Origin of the sequence: Streptomyces laculatispora (genome assembly GCF_017353455.1) — a bacterium.
GTDB lineage: Bacteria > Actinomycetota > Actinomycetes > Streptomycetales > Streptomycetaceae > Streptomyces > Streptomyces laculatispora.
The window spans coordinates 1-21,050 of the sequence record NZ_JAFMPZ010000464.1 but is presented as its reverse complement, the minus strand read 5'-3'; the positions used below and the strand labels follow the sequence as shown (position 1 = coordinate 21,050).

The following is a 21,050-nucleotide window of genomic DNA, read 5'->3' as shown; positions in this document are numbered from 1 at the left end:
CGCCCCGTCGGCGCACCGCCCCGCCCGCGCCCGGGTCACCGTCACGGCACTCGCCGGTGACGGCGAACTCCTGCTGCGGGTCGCCGACAACGGGACGGGCGTCGACCCGGCCGATGCCGCGGAGGTGTTCCGGCGCGGCTGGTCGACCCACGGCGCCGGCCGCGGGATCGGTCTGGCGCTGGTGCGGCAGGCCGCGCACCGCAACGGCGGCGCGGTCACACTGGAGCGGGGGCCGGACGGCGGCGCGGAGTTCACCGTACGGCTGCCGCTCCCCGAGGGCAGCGGCGCGCGAAGGGAAAGGGCCACATGAACCCAGTGATCAGGGTGCTGGTCGTCGAGGACGATCCGGTCGCCGCCGACGCCCATCGGCTGTACGTGGACCGCGTCCCGGGATTCGCGGTGGCCGCGGTCGCGCACTCGCGGGCCGAGGCGGTGCGGGCGCTGGAGCGCACTCCGGTCGATCTGCTGCTCCTGGACCTGTATCTGCCGGACGGGCACGGTCTGCACCTGCTGCGCTCGTTGCGGGCTGCCGGGCACGCCGCCGATGTGATCGCCGTGACCTCGGCCCGCGAACTGGCCGTGGTCCGGGAGGGGGTGTCGCTCGGCGTCGTCCAGCACGTGCTGAAGCCGTTCACCTTCGCCACCCTGCGCGACCGGCTCGTCCGGTACGCCGAGTTCCGGGCGGCGGCCGGCGAGGCGAGCGGCCAGGACGAGGTCGACCGCGCGCTCGCCTCCCTGCGCGCCCCGCAGCCCGCCCGGCTGCCCAAGGGCCTGAGCGGTCCGACGCTGGAGGCGGTGACCCGGGTGCTGCGCTCGGCCCCGGACGGGATGACGGCGGCCGCCGCGGGCGTGGAGCTGGGGATCTCCCGCATCACCGCGCGCCGCTACCTGGAACATCTGGTGACCGCCGGCCGCGCTGCCCGCAGTCCGCAGTACGGACAGATCGGACGTCCGGAACTGCACTACCGGTGGGTGACCGAGGCCCGCTGAGCGGGTCCCCGGGCCGTCCCGGCACCCCGCACGGGGCGCTCCCGCGCCCGGGTTTCCCCCTAGGAGTTTCCTACGAGCCGTTGCCTCGGCGGAACACACCGTAGTCAGACCGCCTCCGACCTCTTACGGTAGGGCCGTGCACCCCACCCCGCCTTTCAACGCCCCCGCCGCGCGCAGACTGCGCGAGGCCCTGGGAATGGCTCCCGGTCATGTCGCCTACGGCCTCGGCGCCCAGTACGGACTCCGGATCACCGCCGAGACCGTAGCCGCTTGGGAGCGTGGACTCGCCTTGCCCAGCGAGTACGAACTCACGGCGCTCGCGGGGGTGTTGTGGTGCGCCCCCGGTGAACTCCTGACCGCCGCCCGGACCCTGCGCGAACACCGGGTCGCCCGGGAGCTGGCTCCGGACGAGCTGGCGGGGCTGCTGGGGATGGCCACGTCCGCCTATCTGCGCATGGAGGAGTCCGGGCGGTGGCGGGGCAACGAGCGCCAGTCCGCGGCGCTCACGGAGGCGCTGGGGCTGACGGCCGCCGACTTCGTGACGGCGACCGGACGGGACGAGGAGCTGGCCGAGCTGCTGCGGAGCGCCGTGACGACGCGCTGGCAGGCGTACGTACGACCGGTCGCGAAGCTGGTGCCGGTGGACCGGCGGCTGCTCCAGGGCGTACTGGAGCACATGCACTCCGAGTACCAGGCGCTGATGGTGTCCACGCTGAGCTGGAGCAGTACCGGCACCGAGCGGGAGGGCGCGACGGGCGACGCCGGCCGGGCGTTCCTGGCGCGGATCGTGGACCGGTTCTGGCAGACGACCGAGGCCTGACGCTCCGGGTCCGGCAGCACGAAGACGACCGGGCCGTGACCGTCCTGTGTGGACGGTCACGGCCCGGTCGTGCCGCTCGGCAGACTTGGTCAGAAGACCGACTCGGCCTCGTCCATCCGGTCCAGGGGGACCCGCTTCAGCTGGGTCACCGCGTCGGCGAGCGGCACCATCTCGACGTCGTTGCCGCGCAGCGCCGTCATCCGGCCGAAGTCACCCCGGTGCGCCGCCTCCACCGCGTGCCAGCCGAAGCGGGTGGCGAGCACCCGGTCGTAGGCGGTCGGCGTGCCGCCGCGCTGCACGTGGCCGAGAATGACCGGCCGGGCCTCCTTGCCGAGCCGGGTCTCCAGCTCGACGGCCAGGCGGTTGCCGATGCCCTGGAAGCGCTCATGGCCGAACTGGTCGATCGCGCCCTTGGCGTACGGCATCGAGCCCTCGGCCGGGTGCGCGCCCTCGGCGACGCAGATGACCGCGAACTTCTTGCCGCGTGCGAAGCGTTCCTCGACCATCTTGACCAGGTCCTCGACCTGGAACTTCCGCTCGGGCAGGCAGATGCCGTGGGCCCCGCCGGCCATTCCGGACTCCAGCGCGATCCAGCCCGCGTGGCGGCCCATCACCTCGACGACCATGACACGCTGGTGGGACTCGGCGGTGGTCTTCAGCCGGTCTATGGCCTCGGTGGCGACGCCGACCGCGGTGTCGAAGCCGAAGGTGCGGTCGGTGGCCGAGATGTCGTTGTCGATGGTCTTCGGTACACCGACGACGGGCATCCCGGCGTCCGAGAGCATCCGGGCGGCCGTGAGGGTGCCCTCGCCGCCGATCGGGATCAGCGCGTCCATGCCGTAACGGCGGCTCAGCTCGGCGCAGTTCTCGGCGGCCTCGCGCAGCCGGTCGCGCTCCAGCCGGGCGGAGCCGAGGATGGTGCCGCCGCGGGCGAGGATGCCGCTGACCGCGTTGAGGTCGAGGGGGCGGAAGTGGCCGTCGAGGAGGCCCTTGAACCCGTCCTCGAATCCGATGACCTCGTCACCGTGACCCACCACGGCACGGTGCACGACCGAGCGGATCACTGCGTTCAGGCCTGGGCAGTCGCCGCCTGCGGTGAGAACTCCGATGCGCATCGTGCTATATCTCCTGCTCGCTAGGGCCTGTCCGGCGGTAACTACACAATCCCCCGTACCGTGAGCCACGGTGATTGTCCCATGCCAGGTACGTACCTCGCGCTCTCGGCCGCTCCGGGGGCCGCCGGCCGCCCTCGCGGCGGGCGGCGCCGACGGCCGCGGAGAGGGGCTTTCGCCCGGCGGGCGGCCCCTCGGCCCCCGCAGGTATCGTCAAACAGGCGATACCACCCAAACCTGCCAGGCAAGGACGGGAGAGCACGCGTGACGCGCAGCGTGTACGTGACCGGGATCGACCGGGGAGACGGCCGCCAGGTCGTCGATCTGGGAGTCATGGAGCTCCTGACGCGTCAGGTGGACCGGGTCGGGGTGTTCCGCCCGCTGGTCCACGACGATCCCGACCGGCTGTTCGAGCTGCTGCGGGCCCGCTACCGGCTCTCCCAGGACCCGGGCACGGTCTACGGTCTCGACTACCACGAGGCCTCCGCGATCCAGGCGGAGCAGGGTACCGACGAACTCGTCTCCCGGCTCGTCGACCGCTTCCACCGGGTGGCACAGAAGTACGAGGTGGTCCTCGTGCTCGGCACCGACTTCGCGGCCACCCAGCTCCCCGACGAGCTGGCCCTCAACGCCCGGCTCGCCAACGAGTTCGGCGCCTCGGTGATCGCGGTGGTCGGCGGCCAGGACCAGAACGCGGAGTCCGTGCGGGCCGAGACGCGCAATGCCTACCGCGCGTACGCCGGTCTGGGCTGCGACGTCGTCGCGATGGTGGTGAACCGGGTGGCCTCCGCGGACCGCGAGGTCATCGCGGACCGGCTCGGGGCCACGCTGCCCGTCCCCTGTTCGGTGCTGCCCGACGATCCGGCCCTCTCCGCGCCGACGGTCGCCCAGATCACCGCGGCGCTGGACGGGACGGTGCTGCTCGGCGACGACGCGGGGCTGGCCAGGGACGCGCTGGACTTCGTGTTCGGCGGCGCGATGCTGCCGAACCTGCTGAACGCGCTGACGCCGGGCTGCCTGGTGGTGACGCCCGGGGACCGGTCCGATCTGGTGGTCGGCTCGCTGGCCGCGCACAGCGCCGGGACGCCGCCCATCGCGGGCCTGCTGCTGACGCTGAACGAACGGCCCGGCGAGGAGATACTCAAGCTGGCCGCACGGCTCGCACCGGGTACCCCGGTCGTCGCGGTGGCCGACGGTTCCTTCCCCACCGCCCAGAAGCTCTTCGCCCTGGAGGGCAAGCTGAACGCGGCGACGCCGCGCAAGGCCGAGACGGCGCTGGGACTCTTCGAGCGCCATGTCGACACCGGGGCGCTCCTCGACCGGATATCGGTCGCCCGCAGCGGCCGGGTCACGCCGATGATGTTCGAGCACGAACTGTTGGAGCAGGCCCGCGCGCACCGGCGCCGGGTGGTCCTGCCCGAGGGCACCGAGGAACGGGTGCTGCGCGCCGCCGACGTACTGCTGCGGCGTGACGTCTGCGATCTCACGCTGCTCGGCGACCCCGACGTGATCCGCAAGAAGGCCGCCGACCTCGGCATCGATCTGGCCGGCACCCAGATCGTCGACCCGCAGACCTCCGAGCTGCGCCAGGCCTTCGCGGAGCGGTACGCGCAGCTGCGCGCCCACCGCGGGGTCACGGTCGAGCTCGCGTACGACGTCGTCTCGGACGTCAACTACTTCGGCACCCTGATGGTCCAGGAGGGGCTCGCGGACGGCATGGTCTCGGGGGCCGTGCACTCCACGGCGGCGACCATCCGGCCCGCCTTCGAGATCATCAAGACGAAGCAGGGGGGCACCTCCCAGGGCGAAGCCTCTGGGGGAGCCTCGATCGTCTCCTCGGTCTTCTTCATGTGCCTCGCCGACAAGGTCCTGGTGTACGGGGACTGCGCGGTCAACCCGGACCCGGACGCGGAGCAGCTCGCGGACATCGCCGTCCAGTCCGCGGTCACCGCCGCCCGCTTCGGCGTGGAGCCCAGGATCGCGATGCTCTCGTACTCGACGGGGACCTCGGGCACGGGAGCCGACGTCGACAAGGTCCGCGAGGCGACGGACCGGGTGCGCGCGAGCCGCCCGGACCTGATGATCGAGGGCCCGATCCAGTACGACGCGGCGGTGGAGCCGAGCGTCGCCGCGACGAAGCTGCCCGGCTCCGAGGTGGCGGGCCAGGCGACCGTCCTGATCTTCCCGGACCTGAACACCGGCAACAACACCTACAAGGCCGTGCAGCGCTCGGCGGGAGCGGTGGCCGTCGGGCCGGTCCTCCAGGGGCTGCGCAAACCCGTCAACGACCTGTCCCGGGGCGCACTGGTGCAGGACATCGTCAACACCGTGGCGATCACGGCGATCCAGGCACAGGGCGAGGAGCGACCCGCATGACCATCCCGAACACCGAGGACGCCGCCCCTGCCGCCGGCCGGGTGCTCGTCCTCAACTCCGGCTCCTCCTCCGTGAAGTACCAGCTCCTGGACATGCGCGACCAGTCCCGGCTCGCGTCCGGGCTGGTCGAGCGGATCGGCGAGGAGACCTCCCGGCTCGTCCACACCCCGCTGGCCGGCGGCGGTGGCGGGAGCAGGGAGCGCATCGGCCGGATCCCCGACCACGACGCGGCGCTCAGGGCGGCCGCCGAGGAGCTGGCCGCCGACGGGCTCGGCCTGGACTCCCCCGAACTCGCGGCGATCGGCCACCGGGTGGTGCACGGCGGGCTGCGGTTCACCGAGCCGACCGTGATCACCGACGAGGTGCTCACCGAGATCGAGCGCCTGGTCCCGGTGGCGCCGCTGCACAACCCGGCGAACATCACCGGCATCCGCACCGCCCGGGCGCTGCGTCCCGACCTGCCGCAGGTGGCGGTCTTCGACACCGCGTTCCACACCACGATGCCGGAGTACGCGGCCCGGTACGCGATCGACGTGGAGACGGCCGACGCGCACCGGATCAGGCGCTACGGATTCCACGGCACCTCGCACGCGTACGTCTCGCGCAAGACGGCCGCGCTGCTGGGCCACGCGCCCGAGGACGTCAACGTCATCGTGCTCCACCTGGGCAACGGCGCCTCGGCCTCCGCGGTGGCGGGCGGCCGGTGCGTGGAGACGTCGATGGGACTGACCCCCTTGGAAGGGCTGGTCATGGGTACGCGATCGGGAGACATCGATCCGGCCGTCACCTTCCACCTCAAGCGGGTGGCGGGAATGTCGGCGGACGAGATCGACGTCCTGCTCAACAAGAAGAGCGGTCTGGTCGGCCTCTGCGGCGACAACGACATGCGGGAGATCCGGCGCCGGATCGACGAGGGCGACGCACGTGCCGCGCTCGCCTTCGACATCTACGTCCACCGGCTGAAGAAGTACATCGGCGCCTATTCGGCGGTCCTCGGCCGGGTGGACGCCGTGGTGTTCACGGCGGGGGTCGGCGAGAACTCGGCACCGGTACGGGAGGCTGCGATCGCCGGTCTGGAGGAGCTCGGCCTGGTGGTGGACGCGGACCTCAACGCCGTACGGTCCGGCTCACCGCGGCTGATCTCGCCGGATTACGCACGGGTCGCGGTCGCCGTGGTGCCGACGGACGAGGAGCTGGAGATCGCCGGCCAGACCTTCGCACTGGTCGACAACTGAGCACACCCGCGCCCCTTTGTATCTTCCACCAGCCGGAATATTCCGCAGCGAAACAAACCGATAGGATCCGCCTCATGCGCCGTTCCAAAATCGTCTGCACCCTCGGTCCCGCCGTCGACTCCCATGAGCAGCTCGTCGCTCTGATCGAGGCCGGCATGAGCGTGGCCCGATTCAACTTCAGTCACGGTTCCCACGCGGAGCACCAGGGTCGTTACGACCGGGTCCGCAAGGCCGCCGCCGAGACCGGCCGGGCGGTCGGCGTACTCGCCGACCTCCAGGGCCCGAAGATCCGCCTGGCGAAGTTCGCCGAGGGCCCTGTCGAACTGGTCCGCGGGGACGAGTTCGTCATCACCGCCGAGGACGTCCCCGGGGACAAGTCGATCTGCGGCACGACCTACAAGGGCCTGCCCGGAGACGTCGCCAAGGGCGACCCGATCCTGATCAACGACGGCAACGTCGAGCTGAAGGTCGTCTCCGTCGACGGCCCCCGGGTCCACACCATCGTCATCGAGGGCGGGGTGATCTCCGACCACAAGGGGATCAACCTGCCGGGCGCCGCGGTCAACGTCCCGGCCCTGTCCGAGAAGGACATCGACGACCTCCGCTTCGCCCTGAAGATGGGCTGCGACCTGGTCGCGCTCTCCTTCGTCCGGGACGCCGGTGACGTCAAGGACGTCCACAAGATCATGGACGAGGAGGGCCGCCGGGTCCCCGTCATCGCCAAGGTCGAGAAGCCGCAGGCCGTCGAGAACATGGAGGGCGTCGTCGCGGCGTTCGACGGTGTGATGGTCGCCCGTGGCGACCTCGCCGTCGAGTACCCGCTGGAGAAGGTCCCGATGGTGCAGAAGCGCCTGGTGGAGCTCTGCCGCCGGAACGCCAAGCCGGTGATCGTCGCGACCCAGATGATGGAGTCGATGATCACCAACTCCCGTCCGACCCGCGCCGAGGCGTCCGACGTCGCGAACGCGATCCTGGACGGCGCGGACGCGGTCATGCTCTCCGCGGAGTCCTCGGTCGGCGCGTACCCGATCGAGACGGTCAAGACGATGTCGAAGATCGTCGTCGCCGCCGAGGAGGAGCTGCTCTCCAAGGGCCTCCAGCCGCTGGTGCCGGGCAAGAAGCCGCGCACCCAGGGCGGTTCGGTGGCCCGTGCGGCCTGCGAGATCGCGGACTTCCTGAACGGTGCGGCGCTGGTCGCCTTCACCCAGTCCGGCGACACCGCCCGCCGCCTCTCCCGCTACCGCGCGGCCCAGCCCATCCTGGCCTTCACCACGGACGAGTCCACCCGCAGCCAGCTGGCCCTCAGCTGGGGCGTCGAGGCCCATGTGGTCCCGCACGTGGACAACACGGACGCGATGGTGGAGCTGGTCGACGCGGAGCTGCTGAAGCTGAACCGCTACAACGCCGGCGACACGATGGTCATCACGGCCGGCTCGCCCCCCGGCGTCCCGGGCACGACCAACATGGTGCGCGTGCACCACGTGGGCGGCCAGGGGCGCGACTGATTCTGTCGGCACTGATCGCGACACGACTGTGGGCCGCACCCCGAGGGGGGTGCGGCCCATAGTTGTGTCCGCGGCTCCCGAACGGGTCCGGGTCGGTCAGTTGACGCCCTTGGTGAAGTAGTTCTGCAGTCCCGGCACCGTCAGCGTTCCGCCGAACTGGCCCGCCTGCGTCACCTTCACCTTGGTGAAGAAGGCGAACGGGACATTGATCGGCGGCGGGGTCTCGGGGCTGAACGTGATCGGGATGAGGCCGAAGAGGTTGCCCTTCAGCTCCTCCGTGTACATCGTCACCGTGCCGTCGCGGATGGTGGAGGTGGACCCCTTCCGCGCCTTCACATGACCGGTGACGCCCGACTGCGGGCCGACCGTGAGCTGGTGGAGGTCCTTGATGTCGACGGAGGAGGCGGTGAACTTCAGCACCTTCTTCGTGGTGCCGTCGCCCTTCTCGACCTCGACGATGCCCTTGTAGTCGAGTCCGCTCAGGGTGAGCAGCGAACTCTCCAGGATCCACGGGTCGTTCGGGAGGCGGGGTATGCCCGGCTCCAGATCGGCCGCGGCGAGCGCCTTCGGGTCGGCGGTCGGGCACGGGAAGGAGGGCTTGGCGCCGTCCGGGATGTCCTCGTCCTTCTTGGGGTCGAGTCCCTTGACGTCCTTGTCCAGCTCCTTGACCGGCTTGCCGGCCTTGCCGGCCGCCTCACGGATGGCGTCGGCGGTCTTGTCGGCCGTCTCCTTCGCCGTGTCCGTGGCCTTGTCGACGGGCTTGTCCGCCGCCTTGTCGGCCTCGTCGGTGGCGCTCGCGGAAGGCTTCGGGGAGGCGGTGGTGGCGCTCGGGGACGGGGCGGCCGTCTCCTTGTCCGGTCCGTCGAAGAGGTCCTTGAGCGCGTCGCCGACTCCCAGCGGGTCGAGGGGGTTCTTCGACTTGGTGGGCGAGGGGGACGCGCTCGGCGTCGCGTCCTCGGCGTCGGTGGACTTCTTCGCCGAGTCGGCAGCCGTGTCGCCCGAGGCGCTCGCGGACGAGGTGGCCGAGGGCTTCGGCGTGGCGCCGTCGCTCTTGTCCGGCGTGGCCTTGTCGCTCGCGGAGGCGGACGGAGACGGCGACTTCGTCGCGGACGCGGAGGGCGAAGCCGACTCGCTCGGCTCGTCGGAGCGGGTCACGCAGGGGCCCGGCGCGAAGGGGATGTCCGCGCTGTCGTCGGCCATCGCCAGCTTCGGGGTGAGCCCCATCCCGACGAACACCGCGGTCGGCATCGCGGCGAGCGCGAACGCCTTCTTGCCCGCGGGCATGTACAGCTTCGTCAGCAGCGACTTCCTGGGGGCGGCGTGGCGGGGCCCTCTTCGCTCCTGGAGCCCGCTCTCGCCCACGGCGTCCGCCTGATTGTCGTCACCCCGCACGATGCCTCCCGCCGTCGACCTCGACTGTCGTGTCGTACTGCGCCGCCTCCTGCTGCGGAACGGCGCTCCCGTAGAGCGCGTCCCCGGGGTGTTCGGCGGTCTGCTCGTCCTTCGCGAAGGAGAGGCCCGCCGGTGCCGCCTCGGCAGGCACTCCCGCTGCGGGCGCGGCCTCGTCCGTCCCCGGCTCGCCAGGAGCCCAGGAGAGGGAGAGTGCGCCTCCGAGCAGGGAGAACAGGAAGCCGATCAGAAAGCCGCCGATGTTGGCGACGGGGATCGAGATCAGCGCGAGCAGGATCGCCGCGACGCCCGCGAACACCCGGACGATGTGGTGAAACCACATCGTCAGACCGAGCGTGATCAGCAGGACGCCGATGATGAGAGACCCGGCGCCGGCGGTGGTGGACATCGCCAGCGTCACATTGCCGAGGTGCATGTTCGCGTACGGGAAGTACGCGATGGGTACACCGCCGACCATGGTGAACAGACCCGCCCAGAAAGGCCGGTTACCCCGCCAGGTGCGGAAGCGTCGCCGGAAGACGCGGAGGTAGTGCTCGTTCTGCCCTGTGGATTCGGGGCTCATGGAAAACAGCTCCCTGGAACCGGTACTGCTGTGAGAAGAGGAGACGGGTGGGTGGCCGGAAGCCAACGGTGCGTGCTCCGGCCACCCGGACGGGTGCTTAGTAGCACTCCTGGTCGGTGCCCCTGGAGAGCCGCAGCTTCAGTCCGCTGAGGTTGAAGGTGCCGGCCGTCGTGGCCCACGCCTTCTGCTTGACACCGTTCAGCACCGCCTTTTCGGCGCGCTGCGAGAAGCCGTAGGGGTTGGCCTGGGTCTTCGGCTGAATACCCGGCTTGCCCTTGGCCTTGGGCAGCGATCCCGCGGCCACACCGATATCGATGTTCGTGAACTTGGCGTCTGCGTCGAGCTCAGACACATCCAGGTAGAGGTCCTTGGCGTAGACACGGTCGTGGCCGGGGCCACCCGCCTCCAGCCTCAGAGTGACGTCACCGAGGCCGAACGGCAGCTTGGGCGTGACGACCGACTGGCACATGTTCGTGATGTAGGCCTTGCTGAAGCCCGACACCGCGACCGGCGCGTTCATGTCCTGACCGTCGAGCGTCTTGCCCGAGGCCACGCTGCCGTACTGGACGAAGTCCCAGCCCTCGAGCTGGGTCGCCTTGACCTTGAAATCCTGCCCCGACACGCTGAACGAAGCGGCGAGCGCGCCCTGTGCCAGGCCGACACCCACCGCGGCGGTGGCTATGACGCTCGGCACCATGACGACAGCGAAACGCTTCCATCTTGTGCCACCGCGAACCTGGGAACTCATAATTTTCCTCCTTCTCGGACGTACATCTCCGGTCTGGCATCCTGCCCGACCTGGGATGGGAGAAGTGCTACGTCCTCGGAAAGGAGAGCGCCCGCGAACGGGGACGTGAACCGCGCCCGAATCACCGGCGATCACCCCCGAGCGACAACCACTGGCCACGCGTTCGCGCAACCTCTTCGGACAGGCCCTGCGGGTATGCAGGAACCCCCCTGTCCGGAGCCGGCGTCACTGCCGCCGGCCCACCCGGTGGGGACCCAACAGAGCCGCCGCACCGACTGGCAGCCGGAGTGGCGTTATTGGACCGAGCGTGGCCGATCGTGGTCCATTCGCGGCCGTGACACAAGGGGGCTCGTTACTCGCTGGTAACGGCGCGATAACCCACCCACGACCGGGTGGCACCGGCCGGCCACACAGGGTTGCCCCGCACTCGCAGACGAACCACGGCATTGACGGCCGAAATCGGACAGATCCCAGTGCGCGATTTACTCGGAGTAACAGCCGGTGCTTTTATCAAGATTTGGTAAAGCGCGGGCTTCTCTTATCGCCCCGACGCGAAAACGGCCGCGACTCCGGGAGGGAGTCGCGGCCGTGTTGTCAGATCAGAACAAGACGCGCGCGAGGGCGGTACGTGCGGCGCCGACCCGTGGATCATCCGGGCCGATCACCTCGAACAGCTCCAGCAGCCGTACCCGTACCTGGTCCCGGTCGTCACCGAAGGTCCGGCGGACCGTCTCGACGAGACGCCCGAACGCGTCCTCGACATGACCGCCCACCAGATCCAGGTCGGCCGCGGCGAGCTGGGCCGGCACATCGGCCGGATTCTCGGCGGCGTCCTTGCGGACCTGCTGCGGATCCGTCTTCTGGACCCGGGCCAGGAGTTCCGCCTGGGCGAGGCCGAGCTTGGCCTCGCTGTTGGCCGGATCGTCGGAGAGGACGTTCTTGTACGCCTGGACGGCGCCCGCGAAGTCATTGGCGTCCAGCGCCTGCGCGGCCGCCTCCAGCAGGGCGTCGTACGGCCCGGCGGGCACCGGGGCGGGCTCCTGTGCGGCCGCGTCGGGAGCCGCCGCGTCCTGGTCGACCACGATGCCGGTGAGCCCGAACCGCTCCTCGCCGACCTGGATCAACTGGTCCAGGGTCTGCCGGATCTGGGATTCGGGGGCCGCGCCCTGGAAGAGCGGCAGCGCCTGACCGGCCACGACCGCGAAGACCGCCGGAATGCCCTGGATCCCGAACTGCTGCATCAGCATCTGGTTGGCGTCGACATCGACCTTGGCCAGCACGAAACGGCCGTTGTACTCCTGGGCCAGCCGCTCCAGGAGCGGCCCCAACTGCTTGCACGGCTCGCACCACTCGGCCCAGAAGTCGATGACGACGGGGACTTCGGCGGAGCGTTGCAGGACGCCGTTCTCGAAGCCCGCCTCGTCGACGTCGAACACGAGGGAGGAAGCGGGTACGGCTGCGGGGCCACCCTGCCGGGCGGACTCGGCACGGGCCTGCTCCGCCTTCACCTTGGCCTCACCGGCCGCCTTCACCGCGGCGAGGTCGACGACGCCGCTCATGGACATGTTCCTAGGCTGCATACGTACATCCTCCCCCCTTGGCACACCGATCCGGAAAGCGATACGTGAACCGCGCCCGTCCGCGCCCCCCGCCGGTCTGCGAGGTGTACGGACAGACACGGTCCGAGGGCCCCTGAAAGACCCGGTTCGGCACCCGGTCCCCACCCGGTGCCTGTGGCTGTCGTTCGTCCGTGGCGCCACAACGGCCGGGCCGTTGTTCTTACGCTACGACCCGTAGCGTAACTGGCCACCACCCCCGCTGCACAGGAGTGCCCGGTGATCTGTCTCACGGCGAACGGGGCCGGTCAGCACTAGCTACTGGCGGGTATGGTCGCGTCATGCTCAGCCGCAGCCACCCCAAACCCGCACGAACGGGACGTCCGCGCAATGCCGCGGCCGATGAGGCGATCCTCGAGGCGACCAGAGCCTCGCTGGTCGATCTCGGCTGGTCGAAGCTGACGATGGGTGATGTGGCGACACGGGCCGGGGTCGCCAAGACGACGCTGTACCGGCGCTGGGCGGGCAAGAACGAACTGGTCGTGGACGCGGTCGCGGTCCTCTTCGACGAGCTGGAGCTGCCGGACCTGGGCAGCCTGTCCGCCGACGTGCAGGCGGTGGTGCTCCAGTTCGCCGCGCTGCTGGAGCGGCCGGAGACCCGGACCGCGCTGATGGCGGTGGTCGCGGAGTCGACCCGGGACGAGGCGCTGCGGAGCCGGATCCGCGACTCGATCGTGAACCGGCAGAAGCGGCTGGTGCTCCAGGGCCGCCAACGGGCTCAGGACCGGGGCGAGTTGCCGGTGGAGCAGGACGAGGTCACGGCGGCGCTGACGGCGGATCTGATCTTCGACGTGATCGCCGGCGCGGTGGTGCACCGGGCGCTGGTGAGCGCCGAGCCCGTCGATGCCGACTGGGCCCGGCGCTTCACCCTGCTGCTCCTGACGGGGCTGGGCGCGGCCGCCGAGGGTTGACCCCGGACCTCCGTGAGGCGGCAACGGAACGGCGCCCCGGGGGCTGAGGACCCCCGGGGCGCCGTTCCCCTTTTCTTGTGCCGTGCTCAGAACCGGGTCAGATGCTCCACGTCCGAGACATGGAACCGCCCGTAGCCGAACGCCTCGCCGAGGGCCTCGTACCGGGCGTACTGGGCGTCGGAGATCGGCACCCGACAAGCGTTCAGCACGCGAAGGAGGAGCCGGAGACCGAGGTCGGGATCGACCTCGGTGGCGACCAGTTCCAGCCCCCGGACCACGTCGTCGGCCTCATGGCCGTGGAACGTGGCGGCCTTGGCCGCCAGGGCCGGTGCCGCCGACCTGATGACCTCCACGACCACATGCACCGACTCCTCGGCGGCCTTGACCGGCTCGACGGACGGCACCCGGGCAGCATCGGCCTGCCGCACCTGCCCGGAGCAGACAGCCACGACCCGACGCAGCCAGTCCCGTCCGTCGATGCCGAAATAAGCGAGGTTGTAGCCCCCGCCCGAGGCCACCGTCCATACCGTGGCGATCACCTCGGTGGGCAGCGACGACTCCTCCAGCCGGACGGCGTCCTTCAGGATCGCCGAGGCGGCCGCTCCGGGCGGCTCGTCCGCGTGTCCCACAGCCGCGTCCGCAATGGTCTCATCGACGGTCCGTTCGTGGGACCACGGCCCGGCGAAGAACTTGGTCAGCCTGCTGAGGCCGAAGTCCCAGTCGGATCGATGCACTGTCATGGTCGCTCTCAGTTCGGGTAGGCGGTGTACACGACGAAGCCACCGCGTCCCTTGTGGGTCCACTTCTTGAGGAGGACAGTCACCTCGTTGCCGGCTGTCGTGATGGTGCTGCCATCAGGATGGTAGGCCTTGCCCAGCGAAGGATAGGCGTCCCATTTCCCGTCGAGGGGGAAATAGTCGCCCGGTCCTGCAGTGCGCCGCCACTTCTCCAACTTGGCGAAGGCGGCGTCATTTCTGACGCCTCTCGGGTAGAAGTAGTCGGCAACCACCCGGTCCACCGCCTGCTGCGCGATGTCCCCGTTCGTCCATACGGTGTTCGGCTTGCCCTTCTTCTTCGCGAGGCTGAACGCCTTGGTCGCATCAGGATTTACATGGTCCCTGAGCGTGTGCGCCCCACTGTCGGGGAGGGCCGTCTCGTCGAGGAGACTCATGCAGTTGTGCACGAGGACGTCCCTGCTGCCGGAGCCCTGCGTACTCACGTAGAACGTGTGCAGGTTGTCCACGGTCAGGTCGAACACCAGCCGCGGTGTCAGGCCGGAGCGGTCACGCAGACCGCTCACCGTGCGCTCCGCCCCGTCGGGACCGCGCAGCCGGTCACCTGTCCGCAGATCCGAGACGAGCGTCCATCCCTCGCCGAGGACGTAGATCTTGTGTCCGGCGGTGCTGGTGAGAGTCTCGCCGCCGCGGAACAAGAGGACGACAAGGCGGTCGGTGTCGTGGCGGAAGGTCGCGGTGACCGACTGCCCCTGCCGCTCTCCACTGGCGGGGTCGGTAGCGAGCACCCTGTCACCGACCCGGACGGAACTGATGGTCCGGTGGGATCCGTCGGCCATGAGGACACGGGTGTCGCCGGGAAAGCTGTTCCTGGCACAGGACGTGAACAGGTCCTCCGCGGTGTTGGCCTGACGCTCCAGGTTGGCGAGGACCGCGGGGTCGAGATCGAGGTTCTTCAGGACCCGGTAGGCGTCACCGACGCCCACTCCGGTCTTCATCGCAGCGTCGAGGGCGCGTACAGCGTCCACCGCGTCGGCGATCTTCTTGCCCGGGATGAAGTTGCTCGCTGCCCAGAGGCAGCCGCTCACGCTTCCCTTGGCGCACTCGACGAAGTCGTCGACAAGCATGTGCCACAGGGTCTGCAGCACCATCTTGTCGAAGATCATCGTGATCTCAAGACGGCTGAAGTACTTGTCGATGTACGCCGTCTGGTTCTCGTGCTTCTCGCTGCCGAGCCACACGATCGAGTCAACCGGGCAGGTCGCGGCGCTGACGTCGGCGCCGGCGTCCTCGTCCGCGCACAAGTAGAAGTCGATGGTGACGTTGAAGCGAAGCTTGTACTTGACCGTGCAGCCATCGAAACCGATGTCCAGAACGCAGTCGTTCTGCGGGACCGGATCGCCCAGCTGCTCGACCTTCTGCTTGGTGAACATCTGGCCGATGCCGGTGGCACCGCCCGTGGTCACGGTCTCCCGTTCCGCGGCGTTCTCCGTACGGGTGGCAGCCTCCTGTGCTTCGCGCGCCAGCTCCTGCGCTCTGGCGGCGGAAGCCTCGGCAGCTGTGGCGTCGCGTTCGGCCTGGTCGGCCACCCCGCGCGCGGCGGCCGCGTCGGTCTCGGCCGCCGTGGCCGCGCCTCGTGCCGAGGCCGCGTCCAGCTCCGCGGCGTCCGCCGAGTTGCGGGCATCGGCCGCGTAACCGGTGGCCGTGGACGCCGCGGTGGCTGCCGCTGCGGCGTCGCTGGTGGCCTGCCGGTTGTATTCGATGGTGTTGGCCTCGGCCTTGAGCGTCGCCTTGACCGCGGCAGCCGCCTCGGCGGCGGAGGCACGCGCCTTGGTGACGGACGCGGCGGCCCGCACGGCGGAGTCCGCGGCCTGGGACGCGGCGGTGGCCGCGGCCTTGTCGTCGGCGGATGCCTTGGCCGCGAGCGCCTTGGCCGCCGCGGCGGCCTTGGCGGCCTCGTCCGCCCTGGCCTTGGCGACCGCGGCCTGCTGCTCGGCCAGCGACTTCGACGTCTGGCCCACCAGTACGGCGAGGCCCGCCGAGGAATCCGTCTCGCGGAACGGAGTACCCAACGAGATGGCGTTGTTCGCCGCCGCGACAGCCCCGACGGCGGCGTCACGGGCGGCGTCGGCCGACTGCGATGCCGCGTATGCGTACCCGGCGGTGCGTACGGCCTCGGCGGCGGTGGCGACCGCCTCGATGTGGGCCAGGTCCGCGTTGGCCTTCGCCTCCGCGGCCTTGGCCTTCGCGGTGTCGGCGAGCGCCTTCGCCGCGCGCACGTTCTGCGCCGCCGCTTCGGAGGAGGCGATCGCGTCTGCCGCGGCCGAGTGTGCTGTCGCCACCGCGGCGTTGGTTATCGCCACGTCGCGCTGGGCGGCGTCGGAGGCGGCTCGGGAGCGGGATGCCGCCGCCTCCGCCTTGGTCGCGGCCTCCCGGGCGTTGGCCGCCGCCGTGGTCGCCGTGTTGGCTGCGGAACGGGCGTTGGTCGCGGCCGTGGTGGCCTCGTTCGCCGCCGCGCGGGCCTGGTCCGCAGCGGTACGGGACGCAGCCGCTGCGGCCGTGCCCTCGTCCGCGTCGGCCTTGGCTTCCAGCGCCCACACCTTCGCCTCGGCCACGTCCCGGTTACTCTCGGCCCGCAAGGCTCCGTCTCGGGCTTCCTTGGCCCCGCGTTCAGCCGCCAGTGCCTCGTTCTTCTTCGTCGCGGCGGTGGCTCCGGCTGACTGCGCGGCGCTCAGCGCCCGGCCCGCGATTTCCCGCTGGGCTCGCGCCTCCTGGTCGGCGGCTGCCGCCTTGGCACGTTCGGTGGCGGCGATGGCTTTCTGCGCCTTGGCGCTGTCGCGCTCCTTCTCGGCGGTGGCCCGCTTCGACTTCGCGTCTGCGGCGGCCAGTTTCGCGGTCTGTTCGGCAGTTTCCGCCTTGGTCTGCGCGGCCTTGGCCTTCTTGGCGTTGTCCGCCGCCTTGGTGGCCTGCTGTTCGGCGCCTGTGGCGGCGGCCTTCGCCTGCGCGGCGGCCTCTTCCGCCGCCGCGCGCTTGAAGGCGGTCTGAGCGGCGTGGGACTGCGTGGCGCCGAGTCCGTAGAGCGCCTTGCTGTCGGCCGCGGTGGCCGAGACCGCGCTCAGTGTCGCCTCGATCGCCTGGGACGAGGACTGCGCGGCGGAGGCCGAGGCCTTGGTCACCTGCGCGGACTGCCGAGCGTACGTGAGCCCGCGCCCGTACGGGGTGCCGTTGGCCAGCGCGATGACCCCGGCGTCTGTCTGCGCCGTGGCGGCTTTGCCCGCCTGGGTCTGCGCCGAGGCGGCCGCGTTCTTCGCGATCGTCAGCTGCGCGGAGATGGCCTTCTTGGCGTTGCTGATCGCGGTGGTGGCGTTGGTGAAGACCGCGGTCTTGGGGTAATCGGGCTCCGTCTTCGGCTTGCCCTGCCAGTACTTCTGGAAGACCAGCATGCGGCTGACGATGTAGGCCTGGCCCTGTGCCTCGATCATCGCGTCCGATGCCTTGCGCAGGTCCTTGTACGCCTGGATCTCGGCAGCGACGAGGTCACCGCGCTGCTTGGCCTGGCTCGCCTGTTCCCCCTGCCATTCGGCGTCCGCGCTCTCCACCACGTCGCCGAACTTGTTGAGCGGGTCGTCGGGGTTTTCTGTCGCGCAGCCGGCCCACTGGGTCTTGAGCTCCTCGACCTCCATGCGGAATTCGAGCGAGTCGGTCTCCGGGCTCACCGAGGGGAGTCCGCCCAGCCGGATGAAGCGGGAGATCTCATAGGCCGACATCTTCTTGAGGTCGTCCTCGGAGGTGAAGCCGTAGACACCTCCGTACGGTTCGTCCTTCGACTCCTCCTTCCGCTGATTGAGGATGCCGATGGCGTTGGCGAGCGATGTCTTGGAGGGCTTGGTCGGCGGCAGCCCGTCGAAGTTCTTCGTCCCGTCGTCGCCCAGGAACTGCAGCATCGTCTGCGCGTAGTCGGGTGCTTCCAGGAACGTCATGTAGTCGTCGTTGTGGACGGCGAACGGCTTCGTGACACCCGCCCACCCGGTCTGGCGGGTGGTGTGGGCGGCGCCTGCCACCCGCAGGTCGTCCTGGTCCTCGCGGCGTGCGGTTCCGAGTGTGCCGGCGCCCCACGTGTAGACGGCGAGGCGTGCGTTGACCGCGGGGCCCACCAAGCCTTGTGCGGCGGCGGCCTTGACCTTCGGGCCACCGGCGTGCAGCCAGTTGCCGGTGGTGCAGTAGTCCGCGCGCGCTATGACCTGCGGGATGGCCGCGCCGGACGCCTGGAGGTCGTTGAGTGCCCGGCTCCAGACCCGTACGTCGTCCATGCGGCCCGGAAAGTAACCGGCCGGCTTCCCTGCCGCAAGGCCTCGGCCGACCTCGATGTCACCGGTCGCCCGCCACGCCTTGGCGTGGGTGGTGGTGGCCACCCGGGCACCGTTCACGTACAGCCGGATCTGACCGGCTGCCGCGTCGAAGACGCCTGTGAGATGGGTCCAGACGTTGCCGTCCGGTTCGTTGCCGGTTGCCACGGGGGCCGTCCCGGTGACGGTGTCCCAGGCCGTCGCGGCGGTGTCCTCGTTCGGCATGGCGAATGCGGGCTTGCCGTCCGCGTTGATCCTCAGCTCGAAGCCGGAGACCTGGCTGCCCGGCTGTGAGATGACCGTGTAGGCCTTGCCCGGCTTCTCCGAGCGCAGCCACGCCGAGACGGTGAAGGACTGGTCCGTGGGCAGCGGCACCGGAACGGTGAGGTAGTCGTCCACCCCGTCCAACCGCAGCGTTCGGCCGCCGGATCCGCCGCCCCAGATGGACTCGTTGTCAGTCCTCTCCCCGGCGTAGATGCCATTGTGATGGGTGGCCTCCGGTCCGCCTTCCAGCTCGTTCGCGGTCGGGGTGTACTCCGGCTCGCTCCACTCGAAATCATAGTGCGCGACCTCCCCCTTGAGGGGGTAGACGGGCGACGCGTCCTCGGCCGCGGCCGTCGCACTCTGCGGCGCCGATGGCTTGTTGGGCACCGCGTGGGCGAGCGTCGTCACTGTCGACAGCGCGGTGACGAACGCCGTGGCTGTCATCAGCCTGGCCACACCACGCCGGGTGCGGCCCGGTCTCTTCCGGATTCTGGTCTTCACGATCCACCGTTCCCTGGTCCTTGAAAGGTGCTCCAGGGCAGGACAGCAGCAGTGCGAAACGTGGCAGAGTTGATATCTCCCGGCGGCGCCCTTCGAACGCCCCCCCGGGAGCTCGTCATGATCATTACATTTATGACGAGTCTTCACAATGCCTTCACGCGAGTTCGCCCGGCCGCACCAGTCACCGCCTCTTCCTGCCGTTCCTGGTTCGCTGCTGGAAGAGACGGACAATCTGTTCCGGTGGGCAGAGGTGACCACAGAGCCGTCCCGGAGCGCCGCGGGCCCCACCTCTGCGGGGCGGGGCCCGGTCGGAGGAACGCGGAAGCCGACCGGGGTGGAGCCCGGTCGGCCCAGCCGTGCGGTCGGATCGACTGTCAGGAGCCGGGCGGCTCCGTGTAGGTGCCCCGCTCGTCCCGCAGCACCCCGCAGATCTCACCGAGGGTCGCCTCCGCCCGTACGGCGTCGAGCATCGGGGCGATCATGTTGGAGCCGTCGCGGGCGGCGGCCGGCGTCCCGTCCAGCGCGGCACCCACGGACCGCTGATCGTCATCGACGTCGTGACGTCACCGAGCGGGATGTCCCTGAAGAGGACCTCCATGTCGGCGGCGGAGTCGATGGCCACACCGCAGTGGCCGACCTCGTCGAGCGCACGGGGGTCGTCCGAGTCGCGCCCCATCAGCGTCGGCACGTCGAAGGCGGCGCTATCCGCCGCCGCCGCCGGATAGCGCCGCGGGCTACTTCTGCCAGGCGCAGCTGCCCAGCGTGGCCGTGCCGGCGGAGACCAGGCGGTCCGCCTTCTTCGGCGCCATCAGCTTGGTGCGGTCGCTGTGGCAGACGACGGTGCGGTCTCCCTGCCCGGCCAGGTCCACCAGGATCTGGTCCCAGTGGCGGTACTGGACGTCATGGCCGGAGTCGGCGTACGTACGGACCACCGGGGTGACCGGCAGCGCCTTGCGCCAGGTGACGAGGCTGGCCGGCGGCACGGTGGTGTCCTTGTCGCCGCCGTACAGGTAGACGGGCGCCTTCAGCTTCGACAGGTCGGGGCCGGGGCGCTCGCAGTAGAGCCGCTGCTCGTGCACCTGCGGGGCCGGATCGGACTTCTGGCCGCGCTGGTTGTACGTGCGGGCGCCCTCCTCGTACGCGGTGTCGGCGAAGCCCGGGATGGACTTGACGGCACTGTCGTCGGGGAACGCCCACCAGGAGCGCGGGTCGGCGATCGAGTCCTTGACCGCGTCGGCGAGCGCGTCGTCGCTCAGACCGCAGTACGCGGCCTTCTCGCCGTACGGCGGGAGCGCGGCGGCCAGATGGAGGGCCTTGATCCGGCCGGGGGCGCGGGCGGCGAGCTCGGCGGCGTACGGTCCGCCGCCGGAGATCGCGATCACCGAGACCTTCTTGACGCCGATCCGGTCCAGGACCTCCAGGGCGTCCTTCGCGAAGTCGGCCTTGCCGAGGGACGGGTCGTACTCCGTGTCGCCGAAGCCGTTGCGCTCCACGGAGATCAGCCGGATTCCGAACGACTCCCGGGTGGACCGGAAGAAGTCCGTCATGTGCGCGGCGCGCGCGCCGGTGCCGGTGCCGCCGATGTAGAGGACCGGGGTACCGCCCCGGCGCCCCTCGTCGATGTAGTGCGCGGTCCGGCCGCCGGAGAGCTTCGCGGCCTTCACATCCGGGCCGAGCGAGTCGAAGGCGTCCTGCACCCTCGGCTTCGGTGCCGGTGCGGCGCTGACCGCCGTCGAACCGCTGACCAGCAGCGTTCCGAGTACGGCGAGTGCGGCGCCCACGGCCGCTGTCATTCTCCCGGACAGTCTCACTGTGTTCCTCCAGAGGGATACGAGTATCGCGGCTGCGCCTACCCGGGCCCCTGGAGGTGACACCTGTAACTACCAACTACCTGTCAGAAGCCGGGCGGCTCCGTGTAGG

16 protein-coding genes and 1 pseudogene are annotated in these 21,050 nt (G+C 70.2%); 7 read left to right on the top strand and 10 right to left on the bottom strand.

Annotation, left to right across the window (positions count from 1 at the left end; genetic code table 11):
* The 3 genes from J1C73_RS22705 to J1C73_RS22695 all read left to right on the top strand — a co-directional run.
* Positions 1-310 (top strand): sensor histidine kinase (locus J1C73_RS22705; protein ID WP_242644554.1); only part of this gene is annotated, 310 nt, incomplete at its 5' end.
* Positions 311-315: 5 nt separating this feature from the next.
* Positions 316-990, top strand: a complete 675-nt coding sequence (locus tag J1C73_RS22700) for a response regulator (protein WP_207318042.1) — start codon at positions 316-318, stop codon at positions 988-990.
* Between the two features lie 196 nt (positions 991-1,186).
* Positions 1,187-1,810, top strand: coding sequence for a helix-turn-helix domain-containing protein (locus tag J1C73_RS22695; protein ID WP_207318041.1), 624 nt, complete (start codon positions 1,187-1,189; stop codon positions 1,808-1,810).
* 89 nt (positions 1,811-1,899) lie between these two features.
* Here the strand turns inward: J1C73_RS22695 and J1C73_RS22690 are convergent, their stop codons facing one another.
* Positions 1,900-2,925, bottom strand: coding sequence for an ATP-dependent 6-phosphofructokinase (locus tag J1C73_RS22690; protein ID WP_207318039.1), 1,026 nt, complete (start codon positions 2,923-2,925; stop codon positions 1,900-1,902).
* A gap of 261 nt (positions 2,926-3,186) precedes the next feature.
* Here J1C73_RS22690 and pta point away from each other — a divergent pair, with 261 nt between their 5' ends.
* From pta to pyk, 3 genes are all read left to right on the top strand, one after another.
* Positions 3,187-5,298 (top strand): phosphate acetyltransferase, encoded by a 2,112-nt coding sequence (gene pta, locus J1C73_RS22685; protein WP_207318038.1) that lies wholly within the window; start codon positions 3,187-3,189, stop codon positions 5,296-5,298.
* Positions 5,295-6,533 (top strand): acetate kinase, encoded by a 1,239-nt coding sequence (locus tag J1C73_RS22680; protein WP_207318037.1) that lies wholly within the window; start codon positions 5,295-5,297, stop codon positions 6,531-6,533. Before pta ends, J1C73_RS22680 begins: the two co-directional genes overlap by 4 nt.
* Before the next feature lie 74 nt (positions 6,534-6,607).
* Entirely contained in the window at positions 6,608-8,038 is a 1,431-nt protein-coding gene (pyk, locus tag J1C73_RS22675) for a pyruvate kinase (protein WP_207318036.1), read from the top strand.
* Between the two features lie 96 nt (positions 8,039-8,134).
* Here the strand turns inward: pyk and J1C73_RS22670 are convergent, their stop codons facing one another.
* From J1C73_RS22670 to J1C73_RS22655, 4 genes are all read right to left on the bottom strand, one after another.
* Complete coding sequence (locus J1C73_RS22670) at positions 8,135-9,430, bottom strand: hypothetical protein (RefSeq protein WP_207318035.1); 1,296 nt, start codon at positions 9,428-9,430, stop codon at positions 8,135-8,137.
* Positions 9,420-10,010: a DUF6114 domain-containing protein gene (locus J1C73_RS22665; protein ID WP_207318034.1), complete on the bottom strand. Its 591-nt coding sequence runs from the start codon at positions 10,008-10,010 to the stop codon at positions 9,420-9,422. Before J1C73_RS22665 ends, J1C73_RS22670 begins: the two co-directional genes overlap by 11 nt.
* 97 nt (positions 10,011-10,107) lie before the next feature.
* Complete coding sequence (locus J1C73_RS22660; RefSeq protein WP_242644552.1) at positions 10,108-10,758, bottom strand: DUF6230 family protein; 651 nt, start codon at positions 10,756-10,758, stop codon at positions 10,108-10,110.
* 599 nt (positions 10,759-11,357) lie between these two features.
* Complete coding sequence (locus J1C73_RS22655; RefSeq protein WP_207318033.1) at positions 11,358-12,338, bottom strand: tetratricopeptide repeat protein; 981 nt, start codon at positions 12,336-12,338, stop codon at positions 11,358-11,360.
* A 317-nt stretch (positions 12,339-12,655) separates the two neighbouring features.
* On the opposite strand from J1C73_RS22655, the gene J1C73_RS22650 reads away from it, so the two are divergent.
* Positions 12,656-13,285 (top strand): TetR/AcrR family transcriptional regulator, encoded by a 630-nt coding sequence (locus tag J1C73_RS22650; RefSeq protein WP_207318032.1) that lies wholly within the window; start codon positions 12,656-12,658, stop codon positions 13,283-13,285.
* An 86-nt stretch (positions 13,286-13,371) separates the two neighbouring features.
* Here J1C73_RS22650 and J1C73_RS22645 read toward each other — a convergent pair whose 3' ends face one another.
* The 5 genes and pseudogenes from J1C73_RS22645 to J1C73_RS22625 all read right to left on the bottom strand — a co-directional run bounded on the left by J1C73_RS22645 (position 13,372) and on the right by J1C73_RS22625 (position 20,923).
* A complete protein-coding gene (locus tag J1C73_RS22645; protein WP_207318031.1) occupies positions 13,372-14,025 on the bottom strand; it encodes a hypothetical protein in 654 nt (217 codons plus the stop codon).
* A gap of 8 nt (positions 14,026-14,033) precedes the next feature.
* On the bottom strand, positions 14,034-19,130 hold the full coding sequence (locus J1C73_RS22640; protein ID WP_207318030.1) for a LamG-like jellyroll fold domain-containing protein: 5,097 nt from the start codon (positions 19,128-19,130) through the stop codon (positions 14,034-14,036).
* 374 nt (positions 19,131-19,504) lie between these two features.
* Positions 19,505-19,663 carry a methylmalonyl-CoA mutase family protein gene (locus J1C73_RS22635; protein ID WP_207318029.1) on the bottom strand — a complete coding sequence of 53 codons (159 nt, stop codon included), beginning with the start codon at positions 19,661-19,663 and terminating at the stop codon, positions 19,505-19,507.
* Positions 19,654-19,855, bottom strand: a pseudogene (locus tag J1C73_RS22630) (methylmalonyl-CoA mutase family protein); the annotation flags it as partial. The gene J1C73_RS22635 and the pseudogene J1C73_RS22630, both read right to left, overlap by 10 nt.
* Positions 19,856-19,864: 9 nt before the next feature.
* Entirely contained in the window at positions 19,865-20,923 is a 1,059-nt protein-coding gene (locus tag J1C73_RS22625; RefSeq protein WP_207318028.1) for an alpha/beta fold hydrolase, read from the bottom strand.
* Positions 20,924-21,050 lie beyond the last annotated feature (127 nt).

Excerpts from the sequence above, each read along its gene's own strand:
- J1C73_RS22695 (WP_207318041.1), top strand. The coding sequence starts at position 1,187 with ATGGCTCCCGGTCATGTCGCCTACGGCCTCGGCGCCCAGTACGGACTC.
- J1C73_RS22625 (WP_207318028.1), bottom strand. The coding sequence starts at position 20,923 with ATGACAGCGGCCGTGGGCGCCGCACTCGCCGTACTCGGAACGCTGCTG.
- J1C73_RS22650 (WP_207318032.1), top strand. The coding sequence starts at position 12,656 with ATGCTCAGCCGCAGCCACCCCAAACCCGCACGAACGGGACGTCCGCGC.
- J1C73_RS22690 (WP_207318039.1), bottom strand. The coding sequence starts at position 2,925 with ATGCGCATCGGAGTTCTCACCGCAGGCGGCGACTGCCCAGGCCTGAAC.
- J1C73_RS22660 (WP_242644552.1), bottom strand. The coding sequence starts at position 10,758 with ATGAGTTCCCAGGTTCGCGGTGGCACAAGATGGAAGCGTTTCGCTGTC.
- J1C73_RS22645 (WP_207318031.1), bottom strand. The coding sequence starts at position 14,025 with ATGACAGTGCATCGATCCGACTGGGACTTCGGCCTCAGCAGGCTGACC.
- J1C73_RS22655 (WP_207318033.1), bottom strand. The coding sequence starts at position 12,338 with ATGCAGCCTAGGAACATGTCCATGAGCGGCGTCGTCGACCTCGCCGCG.
- J1C73_RS22665 (WP_207318034.1), bottom strand. The coding sequence starts at position 10,010 with ATGAGCCCCGAATCCACAGGGCAGAACGAGCACTACCTCCGCGTCTTC.
- J1C73_RS22680 (WP_207318037.1), top strand. The coding sequence starts at position 5,295 with ATGACCATCCCGAACACCGAGGACGCCGCCCCTGCCGCCGGCCGGGTG.
- pyk (WP_207318036.1), top strand. The coding sequence starts at position 6,608 with ATGCGCCGTTCCAAAATCGTCTGCACCCTCGGTCCCGCCGTCGACTCC.